A 15,457-nucleotide genomic window follows, 5' to 3' on the forward strand; every position below is an offset into this window, starting at 1 on the left:
ACTCAGCGCGCGTCGTCGCTGCCGGTCAGGCCGCGACGCTTGAGCAGCGGCTGCAGCGCCGGATCGCTGCCATAGAAGCCGCGGAACAGATCCATGGCCGGGGCCGAGCCGCCCCGCGACAGCAGGGCCTGCCGGAAGCGGTCGCCGTTCTCGCGCGTCAGCCCGCCGTTGTTCTGGAACCACTCGACCGTGGCCGCGTCGAGCACCTCGGCCCAGATGTACGAGTAATAGCCTGCCGCGTAGCCGCCGGAGAAGGTGTGCGAGAAATAGGTGGTGCGGTAACGCGGCGGAACCGGCGCGAAATCGACCCCGTACTTCGCCAGCGCCTGCGCTTCGAAGGCGATCACGTCGGCCGGCACTTCATCGGGACCGAGCTGGTGGAACGCCTGGTCCAGCAGCGTGGCGGCAAGATATTCCGTGGTGCGGAAGCCTTCGCCATAGCCGGAGGCGGCCAGCACCTTGTCGAGCAGCGCCTGAGGCAGCGGTTCGCCGGTTTCATGGTGCCTGGCGTAGTTGGCGAGGACGCTTGGCCAGGTCGCCCACATTTCATTGACCTGCGAAGGGAACTCCACGAAGTCACGCGGGACCGAGGTGCCGGCGAAGCGCGGATAGGTCACGTTCGAGAACATGCCGTGCAGCGCGTGACCGAATTCGTGGAAGAGGGTGGTCACCTCGTCGAACGTCATCAGCGTCGGCTGGCCGGCCGGCGGCTTCGGGATGTTCAGGTGGTTGCCGATGACCGGGCGCGTGCCCAGCAGGCCGGACTGCTGCACGTAGGCATTCATCCAGGCGCCACCGCGCTTGGACGGGCGTGCGTACAGGTCGGTCAGGAACAGCGCCAGTGGCTCGCCATTGGCGTCGGTGACTTCCCAGACCTTGACGTCTTCCTGGTAGACCGGCAGGTCGGTGCGTTCCTTGAAGCTCAGGCCGTAGAGCTGGTTCGCGGCATGGAAGACGCCATCGACGAGCACGCGGTTCAGCTCGAAATACGGCTTCACCGCATCGGCGTCGAAGTCGTACTTCGCCTGGCGGACCTTCTCGGCATAGAACGCCCAGTCCCAGGGCGCGAGTTCGAAGTCGCCACCATCGGCGCGGATGGCCTGCTGGATCTCGGCGGCCTCCCGACGCGCGTTGGCAACGGCCGGCGGCGCCAGCTGCGCCAGCATGCCGTTGACGGCGCCAATGCTGCCGGCGGTGCCGTCCTCGAGGACATAGGCGGCGTGGTTGGGATAGCCCAGCAAGACGGCTCGCTCCGCACGCAGCTTGACGATCTGCGCGACCAGTTCGCGGTTGTCGAATTCGCCACCCTTCGCGCCGCGATTCACGGACGCTTCGTAGACGCGCTGGCGCGAAGCGCGGTTGCTGAGCTGGGCAAGCACCGGCTGGCCCGACGTGTTCTGCAGGGCCAGCATGAACTTGCCCTCATGACCGGCGTCGCTGGCGGCCTTGGCAGCGGCCTGGATGGCGCTGTCCGGAAGACCTGCCAGCGCCTCGCGGTCATCGAACAGGACGGCCGAGGCGTTGGTTTCCTTCTGTACGTTCTGCGTGAAGCGCGTCTGCAGCGATGCCAGCTGCCCGTTGAGCTCCTTCAGCTTGGCCTTCTCTTCCGCGGACAGGTTCGCGCCGGCGCGGACGAAGTCGGTGTGGTAGCGCTCCAGCAGTTGCATCTGCTCGGCGTCGAGGCCCAGCGTTGCGCGCTGCTCGTACAGCGACTTGATGCGCTGGAACAGGGCGTTATCGAGGAGGATGGCGTCCATGTGCGCGGCAAGCTTTGGCGCGAACTCCGCCTGCACCGCGCGCAGGGTATCGTTCGTGTGGGCGCCGGCCAGGTTCATGAACACGCGCTGCGTGCGGCCGAGCATCTCGCCGGCGCGCTCGAGGGCGACGATCGTGTTGTCGAAGGTCGGGGCGTCGCCGTTGCCGGAGATGGCATCGATTTCGACGCGATGCTCGGCCATGGCGCGATCCAGCGCCGGCTTGAAGTGCTCGTCGCGGATCAGGTCGAAGCGCGGATAGCCGAAATCCAGCGAGCTCGGCTGATTGAACGGGTTCGCATCGATGGCGCTGTTGGCGGTGGCCGTGACGCTGCCGGTCTGGGTCGCGGCGGGCTGCGGCGCCTGCGTCGACTCGCGTTCACCGCAGGCAGCAAGGGGCAGGCTCAAAACGGCCGCCAGGGCCAGCGCAAGGGGATGCTTTTTCATCGAACCGGATACTCCGTGACTGGACTAGACCACAGAGATTAGCCCATCCAGGCAGACGCTTTCCGGTTGAAGCGCCAGAGCCGCCCGAGGCTGCGACGGCCCGATTCGCCTTTTCAGTCCTCGGACTGACGGCGGCGCCGGCGCGTGTCGGCCGGATCGTCAAGCTGGGGACCGAAGCGCTCGTAGGCGCTGATGTCTTCCAGCAGGCCCTCCTCACCGGTCTTCTCCGGCAGCAGATCGCCGTCGATGCTGGCCAGGCGTTCGCCATCGAACATCAGCGTCAGGTTGCGCACTTCCGCCTCGCGGCCACGACGACGGAGGGAATAGACATAGTCCCAGCGCGACTGGTGGAAAGGCGAGGCGACGGCTGGCGTGCCGAGAAGCAGGCTGACCTGTCGCTTGCTCATGCCCACTTTGACGTCGGCGATGGCTTCCTGGTCGAGCAGGTTGCCCTGGGGCACATCTACCTTGTAGAGCAGCCCGCAGGCGGGCAGGAGCAGCGTCGCGAACAGACAGGACAGGAGTCGCATGGCTTTAACGGGGAAGGTGAAAGTGCCGGATGATACACTAGGGCGCCCGCACGGGCCGCCCTACCAACGAGGTTGAATACTGTCCATGGAATCGCAGGAACTGCGCAAGGTCGGCCTGAAGGTGACCCATCCCCGGCTCCGCATCCTCGACCTGCTCGAGCGGGCTGAAGGTCGTCATCTCACCGCCGAGGACATCTACCGCGCCCTGATCGAGTCGTCCGAGGACATCGGCCTGGCGACGGTCTATCGCGTGCTGACGCAGTTCGAGGCGGCCGGCCTCGTCGTCAAGCATCACTTCGAAGGCGGCCAGGCCGTGTACGAGCTGGATCGCGGCGACCATCACGACCACATGGTCTGTGTCGACACCGGCAAGGTCATCGAGTTCTACGACCCCGAAATCGAACGCCTGCAGCGCGAGATCGCCGACCGCCACGGCTACATCATCGAGGACCACAGCCTGGTCCTGTACGTCAGGCCGAAGAAGTCGGGTCGCGGCGCCTGAGAACCGCGACCAGCGCGCGGCGGTCAGTTGCCGCGACCACTCCGTCGGGGGCGCGGTCGATGGATGGGGCGCGGGTGCCAGAGGTGGTGGTGGTGCCAGCCATACCATGACGGGCCGAACCAGAGCGCCCAGGTCGGCGGCAGCGGCTCGTAGCGGTACTCCACGCGCGGTGGCCACAGGTAGATCACATCCGCCGCGACTTCCGGCATCGTGTACGGATATTCACCCACGACCCTCGTGGTCATCGCGGCGACAATACCCGTGACCGTGACTTCACGCCCTTCCGTGAAGACTTCAGGATCGTAGAAGCCGGCACGGCAGGCGACGAAGCGACCTTCGTCGGGGTCGCGCAGGCGCGGTCGTGCATCCGGACCGAGTTCCCTGGCGAGCACCTGGATGCAGGTGCGTTCGGCTTCCGGTTCAACCGCGATGATGCTGCCACCCCAGCGGACAGGTCCGCCATTCCGGCCTGCTTCGACAACGGCGCGTGGCTGCGAGGGCAGGTACTCGCCGCCCAGGGGCTTGGGCACGCTGGCGCAGCCGACCGAGAGCGACGAAAGGATGACGGCAATGGAGAGGCGCTTCATGGCGGTGACCCCTGGGGCGAATCGTTGACAGTTCGACGGCGCAGCCGCAGGAATCGTTCCAGGCGGCTTTGCCAGAGCTTCAGCCGGAGTTGGGCCAGCGGCAGCCGAGCCGGCCTGGATTCGACCGTGGCGTACCTTGCCGCCTGGTAGCGGCGGGCGAGCCGGCCAAGCAGCGGCGCATGCTCAGGATACGCAGCCGAAGCGCGGGCGACCAGCACCGACACCGGCTCGGAGGGGTGCGACGATACGCCGGCGGCTGAAAGCATCGCCCGCAGGCGCTGAAGCCACGCAGCAAGTGGATCCGCGTCGCGGCGCCGCGGCGCCTGGCCGCGAAGTTTCCAGGCCACGAAGGCGACGATCGCAATCACCGCGATCGCGAGCAACAGGCCGGGCAGGCGCGGCGTCTGCGGCAGCCACCGGGATAGAGACTGCAGCATGCGGCTCTGGTCGATCGCCTGGAAATTCACCACCCAGTCGTTCCAGCGCAGCTCCATGTAATCCCATCGGGTCCACAGCCAGTTCATCAGGCTGCCGCGGCGCAGCCCGGCCAGGCTGTCGATGCCCACTGCGCCGGCACTGCGGTCGATCCGTTCCGGCGCCACCATGGACGTCGGATCGGCGCGGATCCAGCCGCGGTCCTCCAGCCAGTATTCCACCCACGCATGGGCATCCGAACGCCGCACGACCAGATAGCCGCCGATGCTGTTGTAGTAACCGCCGTAATAGCCGAGGACGACGCGCGCCGGCACGCCACCGGCGCGCAACAGCGTCGCATAGGCCGAGGCGTAGTGTTCGCAATAGCCGGTCTGCGTGTCGAACAGGAACTCGTCCACCGAGTTGCCGCCCAGCGGTGGCGGCTCGAGGCTGTAGCTGAAGTCGTTGCGAAACATCGCGATCACGACACGCGCGAAGTCGGCGGGATCGGGATAGCGTTCGCGCATCCGGCGCGCGTAGGCAAGGGTGCGCGGGTTGCGGTCGGCCGGCAGCGACAGGCCGGCGTTGCGCACCGGCACCGGCAGTCGATCCGCCTGCAGTGCGAGGTCCGGGCTGGAGACGACCTGGTAGCGCAGTTCACGCATTCCACGGCGCAACGGCAGGCTGTGGTCAAGCGACAGGTGCAGTCCTTCCGGTGCGGCGATCGGACGGTCAAGCGCCGGCAGCCAGGGTGCGGCGTCCGGTTCCAGCGTGACTTCGTGGCGGACGCCGCGATCCGGCACGGCGGGCAGTTCCAGCGCCGGCGCGTCGCTCATTTCCGGTCGTGTCCAGATCCGGCCATCGGTACGCCACAGGACGAGGCCGCGGAAGTAGCGCTGGCTGAGCGGCGGCACGCCGTCGGGAAAACGGACGCGCATCGCCGTGCGGTCGTCCAGCGCGCTGCTGCCCAGTTGACCCGGCTCCATGCGGTCGCTGAGCCCCATGCCGCCTTTCTGCCCGAAGGCGTTTCCCCAGAGCGGCGATTCCAGGCGGGGGAACAGCACGAACAGGACGGCCGTAAGCGGAAGCGCCATCAGCATCAGCCGCAGCGGCTGCCGCAGGCTGGCCCAGGCGCGCTCCCGGCGGGTACCCGTCATGGGCTGCGGCCGGTGCAGGCTGGCCAGCGTCGACACCGCGACGATAACGCCTGGCAGGCCGGCGAGCATCGCCCACAACGCGGTCTGGAACAGGAACTGCGTCATCACCAGGAAACTGGCGAAGGTCGCGATCGAACGCGCATCGCGCACGCGCTCGGCCTCGTAGAGCTTCGACACCAGCATGGCGGCGAGGAAACCGGCGCCCTGCGTTCCGCTGATGCTGCCGATGGCCACCCAGGAGGCGGCGCACAGGCACAACATCAGCGCGGTATGGAACCACCACGGCCAGGGCGACGTCTGGCGACCGCGTTGCGCCCAGCGGAAGACGATCAGCGCCAGCAGCACGAGGAGGAAGGGCAGGGGCAGCCAGGTCGCGTGCGGCAGCAACGCGGCGAGTACGGTCAGGCAGCAAAGGCGGAACTGAACGGCGTCCAGCGGCTGCTGGCTCAGGGGATCGCCACCGCGCCGTCGACGCGGCGATCCTGCGGGCTTGGGGGCAGCGGGGGCGGTGCTCATGGCAGTTCCGCGAGCATGACCAGTGCGTGCCGCCGCTGCACCTCGCCGCGGCCCGGCCCGACTTTGGCGTTGCCGAGATCGAGGATCCACGACAGCTGCTCCGCCTCGGCAACGAGTATCCAGCCGCACAACCGCGACAGCGCGTGTTCGCGGTCGAGGTGGCTGACCATGGACAGGCTGAAGCGCAATGTCGGCGCCTCGGCGGACGAGCGGGTCTCGGCGACCAGCCAGCGGTCATGTCGGGCACTGGTCTTCCAGGCGATGTCACGCAGGCTGTCGCCGCGCCGGAACTCGCGCAGTGCATGCCATTCCTCGTCGCCGCCGCGTGGCGTTGCACGCGCACCCGCGGCCGGATCCGCTTCGGCCGGCCAGCGCACTGCCGGCGATTCCGGTGCCGGATAGACCAGGCGGTCTGCGTCCGGCACCAGGTCGCACCAGGCATGGAACATGCCGAGCGGGTAACCGCTCGACAGGCGCACCCGTCCCAGCGGATGGCGCCCGCGGGCGCCGGCCGCGGCGCGCCATCGCCCGGTCGCGAAATCGCCGTCATAGCTCATGGCGGCGTCGAGTCCCGCAACCCGCAGGCGAAGCTCACCCCGGAGGGGCCCCTGCGCACTTCGGACGGTGAGGCTGCAGTCTTGTTCCGTGCCGGCAAAGGCTTCACCGGCGTCGAATGCGGTCACGGTCAGGCTGTTGAGGAAGCGCACGCAGACCACGGCACTCATCAGCGCGATCGACGCCAGCAGCAGGGCCAGCAGGATGGCGGCATTGTTGTTGTAGTTCAGCGCGCCCAGCTGCAGGAAGAACAGCGCCGTCGCATACACCAGGCCGAATCGGCTGGGCAGGATGTAGATGCGGCGGCGGGGCAGTCCAAGTGGCAGCGGCCCGGCAGGCGGCTTTGGCAGGAGCCGCGCCAGTCCGGTGCGGACACCGGTCGACATCACGGAATGGCGGTATCCGCCAGCAGCAGGCGCGCGATGCGCTCGCCGCTGGTCAGGGCATCGGCGCGCGGATGCAGGCGGTGGCGTGTCAGCGGCACGAAGACCGCCTGCACGTCTTCGGGCAGGACATGGTCGCGGCCATCGAGGACCGCCCAGGCGCGTGCCGCCGCGATCAGTGCCAGGCCGGCGCGGGGCGACAATCCCAGGCGGATCTGCGGATGGTTGCGGCTCGCGGCCAGCAACGCCTGCACATAGGCGACCAGCGCCGGACGCGCGGTGATCGCATGGACATGGGCGATGAGACCCAGCAGCGGCTGCGGCGTGAGGATGGTCCGGACATCCGTCTGGCCGGCGGTGGACCCCGCGCTCAGCAGGGCGCGTTCCACATCGGCATCCGGATAGCCCAGGCTGAGGCAGAACATGAAACGGTCCAGTTGCGATTCCGGCAGCGGGTAGGTGCCGGCCTGGTCGAGCGGGTTCTGCGTCGCGACCACGAAGAACGGCGTCGGTAGCCCATGGCGCTGGCCGTCGATGGACACCTGTCCTTCGGCCATCGCTTCCAGCAGTGCGCTCTGAGTCTTCGGCGGCGCGCGGTTGAGTTCGTCGAACAGCAGCAATTGCGAGAACACCGGGCCCGGATGGAAACGGAAACGGTTGTCGGTGCGGTCGTAGACCGACATGCCGACGATATCGGCGGGCAGCAGGTCCGCCGTGCCCTGTACGCGCTGGAACTCCAGGCCGAGCACCGTGGCCAGCGTGTGCGCCAGCGTCGTCTTGCCGACGCCCGGAATGTCCTCGATCAGCAGATGACCGCCTGCGAGCAGGCACGCCAGCGCCAGGCGGACTTCGTGCGGTTTGCCGAGCACGATGCGCTCGACTTCCGCGAGGGTCTGGCCGAGACGTGTATCAACAGGGGTACTGGATGCGTTGGCGAGCAGGGTCATGGGGCAGGTTGGTGGTTCCCGTTACGATCATACCCCGGCGGCGTGGCGCCAACTGCAGGTGCGCCCGCTCGTGCTGCGCGCGATTCACGTTCACGCTGTCGCGAAGCCGTCGCCTGTGCCCGGCGCGACGACCGGCCGAAACGGTCGTCGCATGAAGGGAAACGCCAGGACGGCAGCGCGCCGGCCTTATTCGTCCCGGGCCCTGATCGACGCGACGCGGAGACGACCGATGGCCTCGAGCCCCGAATAGAAGCGCCATGGATCGCCATCGTCGGCGACCATGGCGATACGGAGCTGTGGGCCCGGCAGGGCCGCATCAAAGGCCTGCCAGCGCTCGCCGGTCCATGCGGTGACCCAGGCATGCGGGACGAACACGGAGCGGTTTCCTTCGAACTCCCCGGCGTAGGCGAGCCCGTTGACGACGCGCGTGGGAATGCCCAGCGAACGGCCGAGGGCCGCCAGCAGCAGGGCGTGCTCGGTGCAGTCGCCTTCGCGCAGGCGGGCGGCATCGCCGGCCGAGGCGTAGCCGATGTTCAGGCTCTTCCGGTTGATGTGGCGATGGACCCGGTCCTGCAGGATCTGCATACGCTCGGCATTGCCAGCTTCGGAAACGGCTTCCTCGAGCAGCGCCTTCACCGAAGGGGTGTCGTAATCGAGCCAGTCGGTCCGCGCGAGATCGCGCTCGCCCGGTCCCGGCATCGGGTCCGCCGTGGCGCTCAGCGTGTCGATCCTGTAGCGGCCGTTGCCCAACGCCGTGATCTTCTGTCCGTCGATGCCGGGCCAGCCCGACAGCTCGACTTCGCTTTCCACGACCAGCGTCAGCGGACGGCCCAGGAGCTTGTCGTCGATGGCCTCAGGCACCTGCACGAGCGATGACGTGAGGATCTCCGCCGGCTGGTTCGGCGCTTCCGCGCAGGCCTGGCTGCAGGCAAGCAGTTCCAGTTCGTCACCCATCACTTCCATGATCGTGCGCTGCATGCGCCACTGCGCATCCATCCAGCTGCGACTGCTGACGCTGCCACCCGGCATGTTCATGGTTTCGCGCGTCTCGATCAGTTCCTCGGTGCCGGAGGGCAGCGTGACCATCGACGGACCGATCACCTCCGTCTCGACCTGCATGGCCTGTCCCATCATGGCGTTGAACGCGGTGACCTGCACCTTCGTCCCGGGCTCGGTGCCCATGCCGCGCAACTGCCTTTCGATGCCCCACGACAGCAGGGCACCCTCGGGCCAGGTCATCTCGCTTTCGCGCATGGCGCCGACCGCGCCCGACTTCAATGCGAAGCGCTCGCCATCGATGCGGCGACCTTCGCTGCGCATCTGCAGACCGCTGATGGTGCTGAGGCTGCTGAACGCCAGCGGTTGTCCGTCCGGTGTTTCCTCGTGTTCCTCCAGCGTGGTCATGACCACGCCGATGCCGGCGCGGCCCATCTCGAAGCTCATGAACTGGCGCGTCGTGACCTTGTCGTCGGCGAACTCGCGCTCGATGCGCATGTGGCCGACCTTGCGGCCACTGAGCAGCACGGTCAGCCATTGCTGGCTGGTGTCCGTCGTCGCGGCAGCGGGTGTTCCGCGGGCCGCGGCAGGGCTGGCGACGGACAGTGCCAGCAGGAAGGCAAAGGTGTATTTGAGTAGGTTCATGGCCGCCATCATGCCACGGCGGCCATCCCGACAGCGGCCGAAGTCCTGGCCTAGAGAACAAGCTGGATGGTCAGGACGATCAGGACGAGCGCCACACAGGCTGCCAGGAACCAGCGACTGGCCGGGTGCGCGAAATTCAGGGTCCAGCCCAGGTAGCGCGGACGCTTCGGCACCATGGCGCGGCTGTCTTCCGCGGCGTGGTAGATGCCCAGCCAGCCTGGTCCGGTCCAGTTGACGGGATTGTTCCAGGCCTTTTCGTTCTGTTCCTGTTCCGTAAGCGCCGGGCGTTGATGGGCGGTCATGGTTGCTTCCCTCCGATGTTGGCCGCAGCCTGATGGTGGATCCATTCGGCGATGTCGGTGGTCACCCGGTCATCGACGTGGCGGGGTTCCATGTAGTCGCGCGGTGTCGACGGCCCCTCGCCGGACATGAACAGGTGGTCAAGTGAAGGATACGACTTCAGGGTCAGGCCGGGGTGCCGGGCTGCCAGTTCGCGCCAGGCGGAGAAATCGAGCATCGTCACCTGATAGTCCCGCTCACCCTGCAGGACCAGGGCAGGCCGGTCGGCATCGCGGGCGACGTCGAGGGCGCTGTAGTCCGACAGGCTGGACCAGTAGGCCTCGCTCAACCCGAGCAGCAGGGGCCCTTCGACCGGCTCGCCGCGGCGCAGCCGGCGCACGTTGTCCGCCTGCTGTTCAATGGCGGCGAGCATGTCGCTGTCCATGCCCTGGTCGGGTCCGATGTGGCGGACCTGTTCAACGACCAGATCCTCCAGTGGACGGGATGGCGCGGCAAGCAGGACCATGCCCGCACATGACGCCGATCGCTGGCAGATCCGAGGGCCCATCATTGCGCCCAGGCTGTGCCCGACCACGAAGACGCGGTCGCTATCGATCCGCGCCTGCCCGGCCAGCCACGCCATGGCGCCGACAGCGTCATCCGTCACTTCCTGGTCGATGCCGAATCCCGGCGTTTCCGCCAACATCCGGGTGCCATGCGCCTTGCTGCGCTTGACGTAACGCAGACTGGCGACGCCCCGGTCGGCCAGGCCGCGGGCGAGGTCGCGGAAGGGCTTGCTGGCGAAGATGGTCTCGTCGGCGTCGTGCGGACCCGAGCCGTGGACCAGGACGACGGCTGGAAATGGACCGTCACCTTCCGGCAGCGTCAGGATCGCAGGCAATGGCCACGCATCGCCACCAATCGTCACGCGTCGCTCACGGTCATCATCTTCAGCGTCCGGCCTGCCGGACAGCGGGGCGGTGTCCGGCCCCGATGCGCAGGGCGACGCCTCCTGCGGCGGGACGAAGAAAAGTCCAGCGACGCGATCCTCCTCATCGAAGACCAGCTTGGCATCAAGGGCGGCACGTTCGAAATCGATGCGCTGCCAGGTGGCGTGGCGGCCGGCTTCGCAACCGTGCCGGAAATCGCCGCGCCCGGACGGTGCGCCGACCTGCTGCGTAAGCGCGCCGACGATGCCGGCGATTCGTGGCGGCGGCAATGCCGCCTTCATCGTGTCGCTGAAATGGGCGGTGGCGGTCTCCCCGTCACCAGCCAGCACCGCGTCGAGGGTGGATGTCGCGCGTTGCTCACGCGTGGACTCATCGGCTATGACTGGTGCGCCGGAAAGCGCCAGGCAGGCGCCGACCAGCAGGATTGCGTTGCGCATGTGCTGCCCTCCCTTCATTCGTCATCATCGACCGGCTCGGGCCGGTCCGCGGGTTTCATGCGGCCTGCCTTGCGCAGGGCATCGCGGAGGAGGAACTCGATCTGCGCGTTGACGCTGCGCAGATCATCGTCCGCCCAATGCTGCACCGCCGCCAGCACGGCTGGGGAAATGCGCAGGGGATAGGCCTTTTTCTCCGCCATCGAACCGGACCGCGGCGCTCAGTACAGCGAGCCGGAATTGATGACCGGTTGCGCGGCGCGGTCCGAACACAGGACCACCAGCAGGTTGCTGATCATGGCTGCCTTGCGTTCCTCGTCGAGTTCGACCTGGCCACCCTGGCGCAGCTGCTCGAGCGCCATGTGCACCATGCCGACCGCACCCTCGACGATGCGCGCCCGCGCGGCAATGATCGCGCCGGCCTGCTGGCGCTGGAGCATGGCCTGGGCGATTTCCTGCGCGTAGGCAAGGTGGCTGATGCGCGCCTCGATGACCTCGACGCCTGCTTTCGCCAGGCGGTCCTGGATTTCCCGCCGCAGCTCGCGGGCGATTTCCTCGCCGTGGCTGCGCAGCGCGATCTCCACGCCTTCGTGCATGTCATAGGGATAGCGCGTGGCCATCTGGCGCAGTGCCGATTCGGACTGGATCTGCACGAAATTCTCGTAGTCGTCGACCTCGAAGGCGGCCTCGTAGGTATCGACCACCTGCCAGACCACGACCGCGGCGATCTCGATCGGTGATCCTTCCAGTTCGTTGACCTTGAGGCGGCCGCTTTCGAAATTGCGGACGCGCTGGGAGATCTTCTTCTTCGAATAGAACGGATTGGCGAAACGCAGCCCGGTCTCGCGACAGGTGCCGACATAACGACCGAACAGGGTGAGCACCACGCCCTGGTTGGGCTCGACCGTGAACAATCCGAACAGGCTGACGAAAGTCGCGAAGCAGACGATCGCCGAGGCGATGACCAGCCAGCCGATGCTCTGATGCGCGGCCCATACCATGCCGTAGATGGAAGCCGGGATGGTGGCCACCAGCAGCGGCAGCGCGATCAGTCCGTGGGTCGCTTTGACGGAACGTTCGTGACTCATAAAGGTCTCCTTGGGCAAGGATCAAGACGATATCCAAATGATATCTATCTTGCAAGACGCTTGCGCTTGTGGCTGATATCGATTCGCATTTACAATTCACGGCTCCGCGCTTCGCCTCCGCGCGATTTTCATGACAGAACCTAGAAGATGTCTTGCAACGTGTTGATCATGCGGCGCTTTCAGCCCTCTCGGGTATGCTGAGCGCGTCACCCGCGGGCGGCGTCGAGCCCACACCCACGAGTGACGCGGACAAAGACCGACGCCGTCGCCGCGCACGGTGGCTGAAGCGGATGCATGCCTGGCACTGGGTCAGCTCCGCAATCTGTCTGGTCGGCATGATCCTGTTCGCGGTCACCGGCATCACGCTGAATCATGCCGCCGGCATCGAGGCGCGGCCGCAGGTCCAGAACTGGACCGGAGTCCTTCCGCAGGCATTGCGCCCGTCGCTGTCACTGAAGGCTGCCAACAGCGCGTTGCCCATGGAGGTTCGTCGCTGGTTGCGCGAACAGACGGGCCAGCGCGTCCCGGTGCGGCCGGCCGAATGGTCGGACGACGAGGTCTACCTCTCGCTGCCGCGCGCCGGCGGCGACGCATGGCTGAGCATCGACCGCGCAACGGGCGAGGTGGAATACGAGCGCACCGACCGTGGCTGGGTTGCACTCTTCAACGACCTGCACAAGGGCCGCAATACCGGCCCGGCCTGGTCGTGGTTCCTGGACATCTTCGCGATCGCCTGCCTGGTGTTCTGCCTGACCGGGCTTGTGCTTCTGAAACTGCACGCCGGCCATCGTCCGTCGACCTGGCCCATGGTCATGGCGGGCCTGGCGATCCCCGTGCTGCTTGTCGTTCTTCTCCTCCACTGATCCGAGGACCCCGATGTCCAGATCCCCACTGTCCCTGGTGGCACTGATCCTTCCTGCCTGCGCTGCCCAGGCCGCCGAACTCTCCGTCTCGGTGGAGATACCGCGACTGGATGTGGCCGAATACCACCGTCCGTATGTCGCCGCCTGGGTCGAGCGTCCCGATCGCAGCGTCGCCGCGCAACTGGCGGTGTGGTACCAGCAGTCGGAGTCGCGCGAAGGCCATGGCACCAAATGGTTGCCCGACCTGCGCCAATGGTGGCGTCGCGGCGGACGCCAGCTGGACGTGCCCGTCGACGGCGTGACCGGTGCGACCAAAGCGCCCGGCACGCACACGCTGCGATTCGGAGCCGGGTCCCAGGCAGTCGCGGCGCTCGCGCCAGGCAGCTATGTGCTGCTTGTAGAGGCATCCCGCGAGGTGGGTGGCCGCGAGTTGCTGCAGATTCCTTTCGAATGGCCAGCCGATGAAGCGCGCACGCTGGATGCGCGCGGTGAGCACGAGCTGGGCACGGTTTCGCTTGAACTGGTTCCCTGATTTACCTGCTGGAGTACCGCACATGAATGCTTCCCTGCGTCGCCTTGTCCTGGTCGTGCTGGTCGTGCTGCCACTACCCGCGTTCGCGCACAAGGCCTGGCTGCTGCCTTCCGCCACCGTCCTGAGTGAAGGGCAGTGGATCACCGTCGATGGCGCGGTGTCGAACGACCTGTTCTATTTCAACCACGTGCCGCTTCGCCTCGACAATCTGGTCATCACGCGACCCGACGGCAGCGCGGGCGCCTATAGCGGTGGTCATACCGGCAAATACCGAAGCGTGTTCGATGTCGAGCTCGACAAGCCGGGCACCTGGCGGCTTGCCATCATCAATGAAGGCCTGTTTGCCAGCTGGACCGAGAACGGCGAGAGCAAGCGGTGGCGCGGCAGCGAAGCCGACCTGGCCAAGGCGCTGCCGGTTGCCGCGACCGACGTGCAGGTCACCCGCTCGCACGGTCGCATTGAAACCTTCGTCACCGCGGGTGCCCCGACCACCGCGGCGATGAAGCTGCAGGGCAGTGGCCTTGAACTCGTGCACGACACGCATCCGAACGACCTGTACGCAGGCGAGACCACGCGCTACCAGTTCCTGCTGGACGGAAAGCCGGCAGCCGACGTCGAGGTCGAGATCGTTGCCGGTGCGACGCGCTACCGCAGCCGCCTCGGCGAAAAGCGGGTCACGACCGATGCCGAAGGGCGTTTCGAAGTCACCTGGTCCGAGCCCGGCATGTACTGGCTGGAGGCGTCCGCCTCTTCGACGCTGGAAGGCGACGCGCTTGCCAGCCAGCGTCGCGCCAGCCACGTGGTGACGCTGGAAGTCCTGCCGCAGTAATCCGGCTCCGCGTCGTTCCCGGACTCGCCAGATGTCCCGCATTGCCGGCCTGTTGATCGCGCTGCTTTCATTGGCGCAGATGTCGGGATGCGGGAAGTCGACGGAAATCGTCCGCCTCGACGGGCCGACCATGGGCACGACCTGGTCGGCCCGTTTCGCGGCGCACCGTGCCATCGATCGCGAGGTCGTGCTGCAAGCGATACGCACCGAACTGGAGGACGTCGTCGTCCAGATGAGCACCTGGCGCCGGGATTCGCTGATCAGCCGGTACAACAACGCGGCGGCGGGAACCTGGCATGAACTGCCGGAAAGTTTCGCGATCGTCCTGGAGGCGGCCCTGGCGCTTGCCGCTGCAACCGGGGGCCATTACGACCCGACCGTCGGACCGCTGGTCGATCTGTGGGGATTCGGTCCCGGTGGGCGCCGTGATAAGCCCCCGGCAGCGGCAGACATCGCCGCTGCGAAGGCGCGCGTCGGTTGGCAGCGCATCCAGTTCGAAGCCGGCACGCGGCGATTGCTGCAACCGGGCGGATTACGGCTCGATCTGTCCTCGATCGCCGAAGGTTTCGCCGTGGACCGCATGGGGGAGGCGCTGGAACGTCTGGGCATCGACGCGTATCTCGTCGAGATCGGCGGCGAATTGCGCGCACGCGGCAAACGTCCCGACGGCATGCCCTGGCGTGTCGCCATCGAGCAGCCGGATAGCGGCGATGTGCCTGTGACGGTCGTACCGTTGCAGGATCTGTCGATCGCCACGTCGGGTGATTACCGCAAGTTTTTCGAGTTCGCGGGCCGGCGTTACAGCCACGCGATCGATCCGCATACGGGCTATCCGGTGCAGCACGGGTTGGCCGCGGTGACCGTGTCCGCCTCGACCTGCATGGAAGCCGGCTCGACCGCCACGGCGCTCAGCGTGCTCGGGCCGCAACGTGGATTCGACTACGCCGTGCGCAACGACATCGCCGCGCGCCTGGTGATCCGGGATGGGCCGTCCGGATTCACCGTTCGCGAAACGCCTGCGTTCACTGCGCTGGTCGACGCGCACTGAG

Annotated in this window: 16 protein-coding genes; 5 read left to right on the forward strand and 11 right to left on the reverse strand. The window is 67.0% G+C overall.

The genetic code is table 11. The features are described 5' to 3' along the window. Positions 1-2: 2 nt before the first annotated feature. Together EDC25_RS00435 and EDC25_RS00440 are read right to left on the reverse strand one after the other, a co-directional pair. Complete coding sequence (locus tag EDC25_RS00435) at positions 3-2,201, reverse strand: M3 family metallopeptidase (RefSeq protein ID WP_123521848.1); 2,199 nt, start codon at positions 2,199-2,201, stop codon at positions 3-5. A 113-nt stretch (positions 2,202-2,314) separates the two neighbouring features. Continuing rightward, a complete protein-coding gene (locus EDC25_RS00440) occupies positions 2,315-2,731 on the reverse strand; it encodes an outer membrane protein assembly factor BamE (RefSeq protein ID WP_123521847.1) in 417 nt (138 codons plus the stop codon). Between the two features lie 85 nt (positions 2,732-2,816). On the opposite strand from EDC25_RS00440, the gene fur reads away from it, so the two are divergent. Beyond that, positions 2,817-3,233: a ferric iron uptake transcriptional regulator gene (gene fur / locus EDC25_RS00445; protein ID WP_377599297.1), complete on the forward strand. Its 417-nt coding sequence runs from the start codon at positions 2,817-2,819 to the stop codon at positions 3,231-3,233. 23 nt (positions 3,234-3,256) lie between these two features. Here fur and EDC25_RS00450 read toward each other — a convergent pair whose 3' ends face one another. From EDC25_RS00450 to EDC25_RS00490, 9 genes are all read right to left on the reverse strand, one after another. Next, the gene (locus tag EDC25_RS00450) at positions 3,257-3,820 is read right to left on the reverse strand and encodes a Slp family lipoprotein (protein ID WP_123521845.1); all 564 of its coding nucleotides are present in this window, start codon (positions 3,818-3,820) and stop codon (positions 3,257-3,259) included. Continuing rightward, on the reverse strand, positions 3,817-5,907 hold the full coding sequence (locus EDC25_RS00455; protein WP_123521844.1) for a transglutaminase TgpA family protein: 2,091 nt from the start codon (positions 5,905-5,907) through the stop codon (positions 3,817-3,819). Before EDC25_RS00455 ends, EDC25_RS00450 begins: the two co-directional genes overlap by 4 nt. Further along, on the reverse strand, positions 5,904-6,848 hold the full coding sequence (locus EDC25_RS00460; RefSeq protein ID WP_123521843.1) for a DUF58 domain-containing protein: 945 nt from the start codon (positions 6,846-6,848) through the stop codon (positions 5,904-5,906). Before EDC25_RS00460 ends, EDC25_RS00455 begins: the two co-directional genes overlap by 4 nt. After that, a complete protein-coding gene (locus EDC25_RS00465) occupies positions 6,848-7,792 on the reverse strand; it encodes an AAA family ATPase (RefSeq protein ID WP_123521842.1) in 945 nt (314 codons plus the stop codon). The genes EDC25_RS00460 and EDC25_RS00465 overlap by 1 nt, the downstream gene beginning before the upstream one ends. A 186-nt stretch (positions 7,793-7,978) precedes the next feature. Next, the gene (locus EDC25_RS00470; protein WP_132577156.1) at positions 7,979-9,433 is read right to left on the reverse strand and encodes a transglutaminase-like domain-containing protein; all 1,455 of its coding nucleotides are present in this window, start codon (positions 9,431-9,433) and stop codon (positions 7,979-7,981) included. Positions 9,434-9,483: 50 nt separating this feature from the next. Then, the gene (locus tag EDC25_RS00475; RefSeq protein WP_123521840.1) at positions 9,484-9,735 is read right to left on the reverse strand and encodes a DUF5808 domain-containing protein; all 252 of its coding nucleotides are present in this window, start codon (positions 9,733-9,735) and stop codon (positions 9,484-9,486) included. Beyond that, complete coding sequence (locus EDC25_RS00480) at positions 9,732-11,099, reverse strand: alpha/beta hydrolase (RefSeq protein ID WP_164484004.1); 1,368 nt, start codon at positions 11,097-11,099, stop codon at positions 9,732-9,734. Before EDC25_RS00480 ends, EDC25_RS00475 begins: the two co-directional genes overlap by 4 nt. 14 nt (positions 11,100-11,113) lie before the next feature. Continuing rightward, positions 11,114-11,299, reverse strand: coding sequence for a type II toxin-antitoxin system antitoxin (locus EDC25_RS00485; protein WP_123521838.1), 186 nt, complete (start codon positions 11,297-11,299; stop codon positions 11,114-11,116). 18 nt (positions 11,300-11,317) lie between these two features. Beyond that, positions 11,318-12,184, reverse strand: coding sequence for an SPFH domain-containing protein (locus EDC25_RS00490; RefSeq protein WP_123521837.1), 867 nt, complete (start codon positions 12,182-12,184; stop codon positions 11,318-11,320). 290 nt (positions 12,185-12,474) lie between these two features. Between EDC25_RS00490 and EDC25_RS00495 the strand changes: the two genes are divergently transcribed. Genes EDC25_RS00495 through EDC25_RS00510 form a run of 4 tightly spaced genes read left to right on the forward strand, consistent with a single transcriptional unit; the run spans position 12,475 to position 15,456 of the window. Further along, the gene (locus EDC25_RS00495) at positions 12,475-13,047 is read left to right on the forward strand and encodes a PepSY-associated TM helix domain-containing protein (RefSeq protein ID WP_240639646.1); all 573 of its coding nucleotides are present in this window, start codon (positions 12,475-12,477) and stop codon (positions 13,045-13,047) included. A 13-nt stretch (positions 13,048-13,060) separates the two neighbouring features. Next, positions 13,061-13,579, forward strand: coding sequence for a DUF2271 domain-containing protein (locus EDC25_RS00500; RefSeq protein ID WP_123521835.1), 519 nt, complete (start codon positions 13,061-13,063; stop codon positions 13,577-13,579). A gap of 22 nt (positions 13,580-13,601) precedes the next feature. Then, positions 13,602-14,408, forward strand: coding sequence for a DUF4198 domain-containing protein (locus tag EDC25_RS00505; protein ID WP_123521834.1), 807 nt, complete (start codon positions 13,602-13,604; stop codon positions 14,406-14,408). 31 nt (positions 14,409-14,439) lie between these two features. Beyond that, positions 14,440-15,456 (forward strand): FAD:protein FMN transferase, encoded by a 1,017-nt coding sequence (locus EDC25_RS00510; protein ID WP_240639638.1) that lies wholly within the window; start codon positions 14,440-14,442, stop codon positions 15,454-15,456. The last annotated feature ends 1 nt before the right edge of the window (position 15,457 follow it).

Origin of the sequence: Pseudofulvimonas gallinarii (assembly GCF_004343305.1) — a bacterium.
GTDB classification, from domain to species: Bacteria; Pseudomonadota; Gammaproteobacteria; order Xanthomonadales; family UBA2363; genus Pseudofulvimonas; species Pseudofulvimonas gallinarii.